The 13313-nt window shown below is 43.6% G+C and carries 9 protein-coding genes; 6 read left to right on the forward strand and 3 right to left on the reverse strand.

The window, feature by feature from the left end:
* Positions 1-221 precede the first annotated feature (221 nt).
* The 4 genes from W7W_RS0108530 to W7W_RS0108545 all read left to right on the forward strand — a co-directional run bounded on the left by W7W_RS0108530 (position 222) and on the right by W7W_RS0108545 (position 7562).
* Positions 222-833, forward strand: a complete 612-nt coding sequence (locus W7W_RS0108530) for a hypothetical protein (RefSeq protein WP_010663377.1) — start codon at positions 222-224, stop codon at positions 831-833.
* A 269-nt stretch (positions 834-1102) separates the two neighbouring features.
* Positions 1103-4840, forward strand: coding sequence for a methionine synthase (metH, locus tag W7W_RS0108535; protein ID WP_010663378.1), 3738 nt, complete (start codon positions 1103-1105; stop codon positions 4838-4840).
* 189 nt (positions 4841-5029) lie between these two features.
* On the forward strand, positions 5030-6529 hold the full coding sequence (locus W7W_RS0108540; RefSeq protein WP_010663379.1) for an N-6 DNA methylase: 1500 nt from the start codon (positions 5030-5032) through the stop codon (positions 6527-6529).
* Between the two features lie 76 nt (positions 6530-6605).
* Positions 6606-7562 (forward strand): methylenetetrahydrofolate reductase, encoded by a 957-nt coding sequence (locus W7W_RS0108545; protein WP_010663380.1) that lies wholly within the window; start codon positions 6606-6608, stop codon positions 7560-7562.
* Between the two features lie 160 nt (positions 7563-7722).
* Here W7W_RS0108545 and W7W_RS0108550 read toward each other — a convergent pair whose 3' ends face one another.
* Positions 7723-8793, reverse strand: coding sequence for an acyloxyacyl hydrolase (locus W7W_RS0108550; protein WP_010663381.1), 1071 nt, complete (start codon positions 8791-8793; stop codon positions 7723-7725).
* Between the two features lie 188 nt (positions 8794-8981).
* On the opposite strand from W7W_RS0108550, the gene W7W_RS0108555 reads away from it, so the two are divergent.
* Positions 8982-9443, forward strand: coding sequence for a regulatory protein RecX (locus W7W_RS0108555; protein ID WP_010663382.1), 462 nt, complete (start codon positions 8982-8984; stop codon positions 9441-9443).
* Positions 9444-9464: 21 nt separating this feature from the next.
* Complete coding sequence (locus W7W_RS0108560; RefSeq protein WP_010663383.1) at positions 9465-10847, forward strand: LPP20 family lipoprotein; 1383 nt, start codon at positions 9465-9467, stop codon at positions 10845-10847.
* Here the strand turns inward: W7W_RS0108560 and W7W_RS0108565 are convergent.
* Together W7W_RS0108565 and W7W_RS0108570 are read right to left on the reverse strand one after the other, a co-directional pair.
* Complete coding sequence (locus tag W7W_RS0108565; RefSeq protein ID WP_010663384.1) at positions 10823-11731, reverse strand: lysylphosphatidylglycerol synthase transmembrane domain-containing protein; 909 nt, start codon at positions 11729-11731, stop codon at positions 10823-10825. The two genes, W7W_RS0108560 and W7W_RS0108565, sit on opposite strands and share 25 nt — an antisense overlap.
* Positions 11732-11843: 112 nt before the next feature.
* The gene (locus W7W_RS0108570; RefSeq protein ID WP_010663385.1) at positions 11844-13142 is read right to left on the reverse strand and encodes a KamA family radical SAM protein; all 1299 of its coding nucleotides are present in this window, start codon (positions 13140-13142) and stop codon (positions 11844-11846) included.
* Between the last annotated feature and the right edge of the window lie 171 nt (positions 13143-13313).

Genomic DNA, 13313 nt, shown 5'->3' on the forward strand with positions numbered 1-13313 from the left:
ATACACAAAACAGGTAAAAAAATCATTTTCTTCAAATATTTTTTTAACCGCCTCTCAATCAGGGGCGGTTTTTTTGTAACTTTGAGTTTCCAAATACAAAAAACGACCGATAAACAATTTATCCCTGCCCGTCACGTTACCATAGAAAGATTCAGATTTTTCATTTTGACAACCGGAATCCGTTCTTGCAGAAACATTCTATACGAAAACCGAATAATATCATGGCCATGATTAAAAACAAGATTGCTAAAATTCTTTTTATTGCACTTATCACAAGCACCCCCATCACTGCGCAAAACGAACAAAACGAAGCGACACTGGACAAAGGTCCGGTGGCAGGGCAATTTGATTATGCAATAGAAAAATCCAGCAAATATGAAGAATACCGAGTCGTTCGCACCAACTGGTTATACAAATTAAAAGCCAATGTCCTTGACTCTCTCTCTTCCCTGGAAACAACCATTGTGCAAAAAGAGGCAAATATTGATTCTCTTAAAAGTGAAATAAAAACAATCAACAGCAATCTGGAAAATACCAAAGAAAAGCTGAACAAAGCAATTGCCCAAAAAGACAGCATCCCGTTTCTTGGGGCTGAATTGCCCAAAGGACAATACAACTCAATCATGTGGGGTCTGGTATTAATTCTGGCCATTGGTGCGGTCTTCCTGTTTCTCCTTTTCAAACGCAGTCACCACCTTACAGGAGAAATGAGGGAAAAATACAGCGATCTGGAAAAAGAATACGACGCCCACAGAAAACGGGCGCTTGAAAAAGAAAAAACCATGGCGCGTCAGCACCTCAATGAGCTGAACAAGCTGCGCGGACGAGACTAATCAATCAATCTCCGCACCGGAAAGAGAGTTCATTTATTCTTCCCGGTGCGGAACCCTGTAAGCACCCTCTTCAAAGCACTTCCAACAGCCGCACCACCTGCTTCTGTACGAAAACCATATATTTACTTACCTTTGCAATTCAATCCACTACGCGTTTTCGCAGGATTGATTAATGGCAAAACAAATCATTAATTACCCGCAGCAGGCTTATCACTCTAGTTCAGACTGAAAAAGTCCGTTGCCTGTGGCGTGGTCGTATATGGAATATTATGAGCAAAACATCATTATTAAAAGACCTTGTTAAGAAACGAGTACTGCTTCTGGACGGAGCGATGGGCAGTCTTATTCAACAATACAAACTAACTGAAGAAGATTTCAGAGGGGAAGAATTAAAAAATCATACGCACTCACAGCGCGGAAACAACGATTTGCTGTCACTAACCCGACCCGATATCATCACAACCATACACGAGAAATATCTGGAAGCGGGAGCCGACATTATAGAGACCAATACCTTTAACTCCACCCGCATTTCTCAGTCAGATTATGCATTAGAGGATTACGTTTACGAACTCAACAAACAATCAGCTCTTCTGGCATCCAAAGCGGCAGCAAAATATTCCACCCCTGAAAAGCCGCGTTTTGTGGCCGGCTCTATGGGGCCCACCAACAAAACTGCATCTCTGAGTCCCGATGTCAACAATCCCGGATACAGAGCCGTCACGTTTGATGATCTGGCATCAGTATATGCAGAACAGGCAAAGGGATTGCTTGATGGTGGCGCCGATATTCTTTTGTTGGAAACTATTTTTGACACGCTCAATGCCAAAGCAGCATTGTTCGGAATCGGTGAAGTGCTAAAAAAGCGGAAGCTCACCGATTTTCCGGTCATGGTATCCGTAACTGTTGCCGATGCCAGCGGGAGAACCCTGTCAGGCCAGACACTCGAAGCCTTTTTAATCTCCATTTCACATTTTCCGCTCTTTTCTATCGGACTCAACTGTTCATTCGGAGCGGAAGATCTCCGATCCTATGTACAAACCCTGGGTGAGAAAACACCTCATTTCATCAGCGCCTATCCCAATGCAGGACTACCCAACCAATTCGGAGAGTACGATGAGACCCCCCAGGAGATGGCACCGAAAATTTTCCAATACCTGAATCAGGGATTGGTAAACATTGTTGGAGGTTGTTGCGGAACCACTCCCGAACATATCAGGGCATTTTCAGAATTTATTAAAGATGCCAGACCACACATTCCTTCCAAGCCCGATATAAAAACAAAGCTGAGCGGTCTCAATGCACTAATAATGGATCAAACCACCAACTTTGTGAATATTGGGGAACGTACCAATGTGGCAGGATCCAAAAAATTTGCCCGCCTCATCAGGGAAGAGAAATACGAAGAAGCACTATCCGTCGCACAGGATCAGGTTGAAGGAGGAGCCCAGATTATAGATGTCAATATGGACGATGCCATGCTTGACGCAAAAAAGGAGATGGTCACCTTTCTCAACCTCATGGCTGCAGAACCCGACATCGCAGCTCTTCCGGTAATGGTAGATTCGTCCAAATGGGAGGTTCTGGAAGCCGGATTAAAATGTCTGCAGGGGAAATCCATCGTCAACTCCATCAGCCTTAAGGAGGGCGAAGAACCATTTGTTAAACAAGCCAGTGCCATTAAAGAGTACGGTGCCGCAGTGGTTGTAATGGCTTTTGATGAGAAGGGCCAGGCAGACACATTGGAAAGACGCAAGGAAATTTGCCAGCGCGCCTATAACCTACTGACAACCAAAGTCGGATTCCCGGCAGAAGATATTATTTTTGACCCCAACATTTTGGCGATCGGAACCGGAATAGAGGAACACAACAACTATGCAATAGACTACATAAATGTAACCAAATGGATTAAGGAACACCTCCCCCACGCAAAAGTAAGCGGTGGAGTCAGCAACCTGTCGTTCTCCTTCCGGGGCAACAACCAGGTCCGGGAAGCCATGCATGCAGTATTCCTCTACCATGCCATACAGGCAGGTATGGATATGGGCATAGTCAATCCCGGAATGCTCCAAATCTATGACGAAATACCTGCTGACCTTCTGGAACTGGTAGAAGACGTAGTCCTCAACCGGCGCCCGGATGCCACCGAACGCCTCATCGAGAAGGCTGAAGAGATAAAAGACCAAAAAGAATCCGGAACAGCAGTAAAGAAAGACAGCTGGCGGGATAACCCATTGGAAGAGAGACTGCACCACAGCCTGATCAAAGGAATTCCCGACTTTCTGGAAGAAGATCTGGTGGAAGCCAGAGAAAAATATGAATTTGCCCTCGACATCATTGAGCAACCCCTGATGGACGGGATGAACATTGTAGGAGACCTGTTTGGATCAGGTAAAATGTTCCTCCCTCAGGTCGTAAAAACTGCCCGGGTAATGAAAAAGGCGGTGGCCTGGCTGGAACCTTTCATCGAAGAAGAGAAAAGAGCCTCGGGAAACGCCAACACCAAAAAAGGCAAAATACTGATGGCCACAGTAAAGGGAGACGTACATGACATCGGTAAAAACATTGTTGGCGTCATCTTGGCATGCAACAACTATGATGTGGTCGATCTTGGGGTAATGGTTCCTGCTGAAAAAATCCTCAGTGAGGCCGTAAAAGAAGAGGCTGACATCGTAGGATTAAGCGGGTTGATCACCCCATCCCTCGAAGAGATGAGCAACGTGGCCCGGGAAATGGAGCAAAGAGGCATGAAACTACCGCTCCTCATCGGAGGTGCCACCACATCCAAAGTACACACTGCAGTTAAAATAGACCCATACTATTCAGGACCCGTTGTTTATGTCAAGGATGCCTCCATGAGCGCCCAGGTAGTAGGCGCATTGCTATCGCCGAAGGAACATGAGCGGTTCAACCAGCAGACCAGTGAAGAATACAAAAAACTGAGAGAAGCAAATAAAAACAAAAAAGCCAAGGAATATCTGCCCATCGCGGAAGCCCGCCAAAAAAAGTGGCAAACAAACTGGCAGAAAGCTCCTGTTAAGAAACCCAATTTCACCGGCATTAAAACCTTTGCGGATTACCCCGTAGATGAAATCGTTCCCTTCATTGACTGGACATTCTTTTTCCATGCCTGGCGACTCACAGGGAATTACCGGGGAATAGAAAAGGTCACCGATGAAAAGTCGAAACAGCAATGGCTGGACAATTTCACCTCCGGTATGGCAAAGGAAAAAGCATCTGAAGCGTTGAAACTATGGAGAGATGCTCAGCAAATGTTGCGAAAAATAAAAGAAGAAAAGATGCTTCGCCCCAATGGCATAATTGGATTATTTCCGGCCAACAGTGTGGGAGATGACGTGGAAGTATATGCGGGAGAAGATCGGTCAGAAGTTCAGACCACTTTCCATTTTCTGCGTGAACAACAAAAAAAACAGGGTAAAGAGGTTTACTATTCTCTGGCTGATTTTGTTGCCCCTAAAGATTCAGGCATTGGCGATTACATTGGCGGGTTTGCGGTAAGTGCCGGTGAAGGAATTGAGAAATGGATCACCGAATTTGAAACAAAACATGACGATTACAACGCCATTCTCTTGAAATCGCTGGCTGACCGACTGGCCGAAGCTTTTGCAGAGTTAATGCATTTCAGAGTTAGAAAAGAATTTTGGGGAACCAACCCCGATGAAGCATTTAACTACGACGACCTCGTGCGCGAACGTTACCGGGGAATCCGGCCGGCATTGGGCTATCCTGCCTGTCCCGACCACAGCGAAAAGCGTTTACTCTTCGACCTTATGGAAGTGGAAAATAACGCGGGAATCACACTGACCGAGCATTTCAGCATGTACCCCAATGCTTCTGTCAGCGGGCTCTATCTGGCACATCCGGACGCCATCTATTTCGGGGTGGGCAAAATCAAGTCAGACCAGGTAGCGGATGTAGCAAACAGGAAAGGAATGAAACCGGAAGAACTGGAAAAATGGATCCCGACCAACCTGGCAGATAAATAGTGTCTGTCCATAAAGTACCACTTGCTGCGTTACGCTTGCCACCAAAATACTCATTTACCCAAGTAAACTCCGTTTTTGGTGGCAAGCCTTGCAATTGGCACTTTCTGATCGGACACATGACTAAAAACAAACTTTGCTTAGTTTATAGACGGGCACTAAATAGTCAAATAACCTGCATCATCCGGGATCATGAAAACAGACGAAAACAGTGCCAACCACATAAAAATCGGGGATGTTTTCACCCCCGTTCGCTGGGCGTGCTTCGCCATTGAGCAGTTTGGTATTTTTGAAAGATGGATGAAAGGGGCTACCATTTTTGACCCCACCATGGGCCAGGGCAATCTGCTGATTGCCCTGGTTGAATATGGAGTTGAAAAGGGCTTCAACCTCAAAGAACTTCCAATACTAAACCTGTTTGGCAACGAAATAAATACGAATTATCACAAAAAGGCACTTCAGTTTTTCCTTGATGAGTTCAACACAGACATGTCCGGTAATTTCAGCAACCGGGACATTCTGGAACTGCCACCTGTCCCTTACGATATTGTCCTGGGTAATCCACCCTGGCAAACCTTCAACGACCTCCCGGATAATTACAAAAAGAAAATCAAACCCTGTTTTGAAAAGTACCGACTAACCGGAAACAAAAAAAATCTGCTACTGGGGCATTCCCGAATCGACATCGCAGCACTAATCATAAAAGCAACCATTCAGGAATTCCTGAAGCCCGGAGGCAATGCCTACTTATTCATGCCTTTGTCATTGCTGCTCAACGATGGTGCCCACGAGACATTTCGAAGTTACACTTCCACGGAGGCTCCTTTTTCTCCTGTAGAGGTATTTGATTTCAACAAAGAAGATGTTTTTAATAAAATAGCCACCCGTTACGGGCTGGTTCATTTTCAGAGAAACAGACACCCCGTGTTTCCCATCCGGTACAAAATACTGAAAAACAAACAATGGGAACTGTTTCATGCAACACCACTCACTTCTCCATCCGCCGCTCTTAGCATATTTAAGAATTCGGATAAAGGGGAGATAAACTCGTTTAGCAAGATTAACTTAAATAAAAAAAATCAACCCCGACAGGGCCTTAATACCTGCGGTGCCAACAAAGTTTTTTTCTTTAATGACTGCAGGCAACTTGATGATCAAACTTACTTGCTCAATGATGCAATAAAACTGCCATCAGCATTTGTTTACCCCCTCCTGACCGCATCCAATTTTCGCAACGGAAAAGCCCCGAAAGCCTGGGTTCTGCTGCCTTATTCCAAAGAAGGACGGCCTCTCACGGCAAAAGAAACCTCTCATTGGCCACTACTGGATCAATATCTGATGAATGTATCTGACAAGCTGCGTTCACGCAAAGGGACGCTCATCAAAAACTGGATTAATAAAGGAATGTGGTGGGCACTCCTTGGAGTAGGCCCGTATAACTTTGCTCCTTACAAAATTGTGTGGGAAGCTTACGGTCGAAAAAAATTCTCTCCACAGATTTTCGAAGGCCAATGGCAGGCCAATCAGGCATTACAGGCATTTATCCCGTGTGACTCTGAAAAAGAAGCAAAAAACATTCTGCAGAAACTGGAAAATCCGGTGGTTGAAAAGATTCTTCTGTCCCACCGAATGGAAGGTACAATGAATTGGGCACAACCGGGAAAGATTAAAAAATTGATAAATTTCACCTGAAATTTCAATCAAACTATAAGCAAAATTCCCTTTTCGGGATAATAATTTTAATTTTGCACCCCTAAAACCTGAAATTATGTCAACAGTTGCAGAATTAATCCGGAATAGTGATACGCCATCCTTCTCATTTGAGTTATTACCTCCGCTCAAGGGGAACAGCATCAGCAAAGTATTCAAAACCATTGATAAACTCAAAGAATTTTCCCCTTTATACATCAATATCACTTCACATCGCGATGAAGTGGTTTACAAACCAAATGCCGAAGGAATCAACATCCCCCACGTTTACCGAAAAAGGCCAGGAACTGTAGCTGTAGCGGCATCAATCCAGCATCAATACAAAATTCCTGTCGTCCCCCACATGATTTGCAGTGGTTTTACCCGGAGTGAAACAGAGTACGCCCTCATAGATTTAAACTTCCTGGGCATACATGATTTATTGCTGTTGAGGGGAGACAACTCTGACAGACATAACTTTGTAAAGCCCGGCGAACCCGGAAACAAATATGCCATTGATTTGATCCACCAGGTAAACAACCTGAACAAAGGACAGTTTCTGGACGGAACGGTTATGGAGCCTTTCGAAACGCCCTTTAGCTACGGAGTGGCAGGATATCCCGAAAAACATGAAGAAGCTTCCAGCCTGGATGAAGACATTTCCCGACTGAAACAAAAGGCAGATGCCGGAGCTGAATACATTATTACCCAAATGTTTTTTGACAATTCAAAATTCTTTGATTTTGTTAAAAAATGCCGTGATGCAGGCATCACCATTCCTATCGTACCAGGATTGAAACCCATCAACTACCTCAGCCAGATAAAAGTATTGCCGGATATTTTCAAAACTCAGTTTCCGGAAGCACTTTCCGCGGAATTGCAAAAGTGCACAAGCAATGAAGAAGTTGCCAAAGTGGGAACAGAATGGGCCGCCCATCAGGCCAAGGAATTAATGGAGCATGGCTTCAAGCTGATTCACTTTTACTCAATGATGGCCACCAATTGCGTTTACGACATTGCCCGAAAAATTTATTAAGGAACTGTTTAAATTTTGTTTTTGGTAGGTGTTTTTGAAGGATTGAGCTCTTGAGACAAGTCAAAATTGACGAGAATAGCAGCGCTATTTAAGGAAATTTTGACGAAGTATAAGAGTTCAAGACTCGAAAATATCCCAAAGGATAAAACTTAAACAGTTTCTAAAGGATGATGGAAAGCCGCACTCCGAGAAATTCGGCCACTTTCCCATGTGCCTTAAGGCCCACACCCGCTTCCACATCGCCAGTCAATTCAAAATCGAGTGTATAGTACTGAAACCATGGGGAATGCGTTGAATGTCCACGAAGCAGGTACAGCCCGGCCGTCTGACCAAAATCGAAGCGCCCCAAAATGAAGTGATGACCGGTAACAGCACTTAGCCGGCCCTTTTTGAGAGACAATGACCCCGGCTTACTATTGTCCAATTCCCCCATCAGGCCGGCAGACCAGCCATTGATACGGGCAAACTGAGCATGATATTCGGCCATCAACCCTATAACAGAAGCCTTGCTTTCACTCCCTTCAGGCTCCTTCAACCCTGCAATAATCGTAGATTTCAATCCTTTTTCCCCAACTGAAGCATCAAATGATTCAACTGTTTGTGAAGGAGGCACCTTTTGCCGATCAAGTTTACGGGAAACGCCCAACCCAATAGTTGTATAATTAATTCCCAGATTGGGCTGATTCACACCTCCATTCGAGATATGCTGAAACATTGCAGATAATTGGAAAGACCAGTCATCAGATACAGGATAATCGACCGAAAGCCCTGCCATCAATGGGAAGGCAATTGACGTACTATAAACAATATTCTCCGGATTGTTTTCTTCATCGTATGGATTGTCCAAAAAGCTAACCCCCAGCCCGGCCTTTAAAGACAGACTAACATCAAAGGGAGAAAAAAGCACCGGCTCCACATAAAAAAGAGAGGAAAATGCATTGCCCAGAGCTTCATGTCCTAAATCCCAGTAATTAAAGGAGACGCCCAATGACGGGTAACACCGACACAACTCATAAGCCTTAGCAGAAATAAATTTCCATGAAAAATCCATCCCAATCCCAATGGGTTGGACACCCCTGAAATGCTCAATCTTTGAAGAATGAATCTGTAACTGCCCCCCATACAATTCACCAGTTATAAAGCGGACCAAATTCCGTTCTTCAACCTGCTGCCCCCCGGAAAATTGCGGGAAAACCATCAAAAAAAAGACCATCAACAAATACCTAATCATACCAAACTGAGCATTATATCGGGTTCAACAATTGCCAAAAAACCACCAATCCCATACTAAGGGTAAAAGAAACAGGCTTTCTGGTTTTATGATCATATATTGCTTTTCAAAATACTACTCCACCTCCTGGAGTGCACTTAAAAAATGACTATTTTAGCCTTTCTAATCAAAACAAACAACACAAATAAATGGATTACAAAAAAGCACTCCATAAAGCATCATCTCTTTGTTCCCGCCAGGAATATTGCAGGTCGGACATTAAAAAAAAACTGGAAAAATGGGATCTTCCCGCCAGTGACAGTGAGAAGGTAATCCAAAAACTGGTAACAGAAAAATTCATCGATGAAGAGCGCTTTTCGTCATTTTATGTGCGTGACAAATTTCGATTCAACAAATGGGGACGTAGAAAAATAATGTGGCAACTCCGACAAAAGGGAATTGATCAGGAAACCATCTATCAGGCACTGGAACAAATTGACCCTGATGAATATAACGAAAAACTTCAGGAGGTGATTCGTGAAAAAATCAGACAGGTAAAAAACAAAGAGCCCATCAGGCAAAAAGCCGCAGTAATTCGCAATGCTGTGTCCAGGGGATATGAATATGAAGAGATCATGCCCCTTGTGGAACAATTATTGTTAAAGAAATAAAAAAACTCAAAACTAAATGTCATGGCCCGTAAAATACTCCTCATCACCGTCGTTCTCTTTCTCACTTCTGCCTTAGCCTCCCAAGCTGCCAAGCCCAAATGGGTGAAAAAGCGCCCCTCGGAAAGAGAATACTACATTGGCATAGGAATGGCTTACAAAAACGGGCATACAGGACTCGACTATGCAAAGAAAGCCCGTGCTGAAGCCCTCCGGGAAATGACCTCCGAAATTGAAGTTAATGTTTCAGCCAATTCTCTCCTGCGACAATTTGAGGACAATTACCGTTTCAGGGAAACCTTCGAATCTGAAATCAGCACCTCTGCTGAAGAAAACCTTTCGGGTTATGAGGTACAGACCTGGGAAAACAAAAGGGAATACTGGGTCTTAATGCGACTGAACAAAAACGATTTCAGGAGAAAAAAAGAACTGGATCTGAACATGGCCAAAAAAAGGGCAGCCTCCTATCTCCGGGAAGCACGGCGGTTAGAAGACCAGCAGGAGATCACTGCATCGCTTGCCGCTTATTTTAAAGCCATCGAATCACTCGAAAATCATATCAGTGATGATTTAACCTATCGAACCATCGACGGGAACCTCAATTTTGGAACCGACATCATTCAGGATTTAAGAGCTTTATTTGGAAAAATTGCCATCTCCTCAGAAAATCCCGACTACAATATTTCATTCTCTAAAAGCATGGAACGACCCCTAACGGCAAAAGTGGAGTACTTCACCAAAGGTGGACGAAAAATCCCGATTCACAATTTCCCGTTACACCTGGAATTCACTGAAGGTGCAGGCATTCTTCAGCAAAAGATAACAACCAGCCGGGGAGGAGAAGCTTCTGGTTATATTCAAAAAATGGAATCTTCACGAAAGAAACAACAGGTAACTGCAATATTTGACCATACAGCGTTACTTCAGAAAGAACACATAGAGAGCCCCCTGGTGGCATTTTTTCTGCCCACGGAAACCCTTCCAAGATTCACATTCAACATTGAACTTCAAAAAACCAAAGCCACCTTTACAGCCAACGAAATGATTTTCGGGAATCCCTCCATCTCAGAAACCTTCTCAAACCGGCTTAAAGCTCAATTAAATGAAACCTTTTTTAATTTCACATCTTTTGCAGATGAGGCCAAATATCTTGTTGTAACAAACATCAATTTCAGAAAAGGAGAAATCAAAAAAGGAGATGGCTATGAAGTATATCTTGTCTTTGCGGATCTCTATTTCTCTGTTCTATCTGCCGGGTCCCAAACAGAAATTTACAATGGCACTATTTCCGGAATCAAAGGAATGCGGCCGGGGAACTACAATTATGCACTGGAAGAAGCCAGAAATAAAATGATGGCAGAATTTCAAAAAAAGATTTATCCTCAATTAGAGGCCTTAAACTTTTGATCTTCACTAAAATGATTCAACACCCTTCGCGGAAAAACAGAATACCAGATTCCGGGAAGTGCTGAAACTGCTGAAACCAGGAAGAACAACAAACTTAGTGCAACAGCCAGATCCTGTTGCAGATGAAGGTACTCCGCCCCCATCAGAAAGGTAAACTCACGAGCTCCTATTCCACCAAGAGTTACAGGCACGGAAGCCATAATGGCCGACAGAAAGAAAAGAAACAGGTAATCGTCATAATTCGCTGAGTCATCAACCCCTAAAGCATAAAGAATCCCTACAGCAGCAAGCATCTGAATTCCCTGCACCAGCACCGACCACAGACTGATCGCTGCAAAAGCCTTAATAAATAAAGGAAGAAACAACCTCAATAAAAAATAAAGTCCCAGAAGAGGAATTGGGATGGCCAGCAAAAACAAAAATTTACAGGGGATATTATAATCGATAAAATGAACCAATATCAGGAGGAAAGTCACAATGATGGTCAGTCCGGATAATCTGTCAGCAAAAATAGCTCCCAAAGAGCGCTTCACGGGAACTTTCAGATAATGATTCAGTATATACACTTTAAAACCATCACCTCCAACCCCCCCCGGAAGAAACAGGTTATAAAAAAGTCCCAGCCAGTAAAGTTTAAGATTTGAAATCTGTGAGATACGAATGGGCATCAACCGGAAAAGGGTATTCAGGCGAAAGGATGCCGCAACCTGGGAAACAGTATATATCAGCAATGCAACAAACAACCAGCCAGAGTTAGCCCGTCGCATAGCTGCACCAATTTGAGTCAGATCTATTTTGGTAGAGATATACCACAAGATAGCCCCACTCAAGGCAATTTTAGCGGTAAGTTTTAAGTACTTAAAGAGTTTCTTTTCTTTTTTCATAACAGGCAGGTCGCCTTACGGTAAATTCTAAGAAAAATCAAAAATACAACAAATCATAAAAAAACCCGCAACAATGAACTATTGATGCAGGTTAAATCTGTCATTATGGTTTTTAGAGCATCATTCGTGCCAGATCTTCCTCAAAGAAAAACTCCTCCTGGCCGAAAGCAGGTTGAAGATCATCCATCCACAAAGCACGAGGATCATATTTTGCAAAGAAAGGCCGACCTACCCAGTCGCTGTTCCGCCCCTGAATGAATTCACAAACAAACACTTTTTCTCCCTTAATCTCACTTATCCCGATGATACGGACTTTCCCGGGTGTACAGGACATACTCGGCCCCCTGACTGTCCGCGAGATACCACTGACTTTGGTGTATGCACCCCGGAAGATCTCCCAGGCTTTTGTCAGCGACACCCCGAAATATTCCTGGGCTCCGGTGTCTCTTGCTATGAACATATAATAAGGTATCATACCAAGTTTTACCTGCTTCTGCCACATAGTACTCCAAACATCGCTACTGGCATTGATATGGTTGAGCAGAGGCGACTGAGTACGAATCTGCGCACCGGTAGCCCGGATTCTGGCAACCGCCTTTTCCAATGCAGGAGTTTCCAGTTCACGGAAATGATTAAAGTGCGCCATAAAAGCAAGGGATTTCCCGGCTTTGGTTACTTTCTCAAATACCCTGAGCACATCACCTGCGTCACTGTCGGTAAGATATCTGTATGGCCAAAAGGACAAAGATTTACTTCCTATTCTAATGGTCTGCAAATTAGGCAAATCAGCATCCAGCAGTTTGGTGATGTATGAATCCAGAATAGAAGCCTTCATAACCATAGGGTCACCGCCGGTAAAAAGAATATCTGTAATTTCGGGATGCACCTTAAGATAAGCAATTACATAATCGATCTGATTCATTGCAAATTTCAGATCATCCATGCCCGTAAACTGAGGCCAGCGAAAGCAGAACGTACAATACGCATGACAGGTTTGCCCCTGTGTAGGGAAAAACAACATGGTTTCATCATACTTATGCTGAATTCCCGGAAGCTTTTGTCCGTTCAATTCCGGAACATTATGAGCCTGTCCGGCAGGGTGGGGATTCATTTTGTGACGAATGACATTGGCGGCTTTCTTTAACTCAACCTTATCATTCTCACGTTCCAGCACCGACGCCATCGAATTAAAATCATCGGGCTGTAACATTCCCCTTTGAGGAAAATTCAAAATAAAAATGGGATCTTCATGGAAATTATCCCAGTCGATGAGTTCGTCAACAACGTAATTATTGGTTTTAAAAGGAAGTACATGACCAACAACATCGATATTTTTCAAATCCTGTTCACTAAATTTATCGATTTGAGGAATCTTTCGATAATTATGCAATGAATAGATCTGGTATTTCATAGGCATCCAAAGTTTTTTATTTTTTTAAACACTATTCTTTCGAACCACCAACACATCTTTCAGAAAAACAAAGACATGCTTCGGGTGCCACACTTTTTTAAATCAAAAATACAAGAGGCCAGGAGCCAACTGAAGCAGAAATTCTTTACGGGCGGGGATTATCCGTAATTT

Source organism: Marinilabilia salmonicolor JCM 21150, from assembly GCF_000259075.1.
Taxonomy (GTDB): domain Bacteria; phylum Bacteroidota; class Bacteroidia; order Bacteroidales; family Marinilabiliaceae; genus Marinilabilia; species Marinilabilia salmonicolor.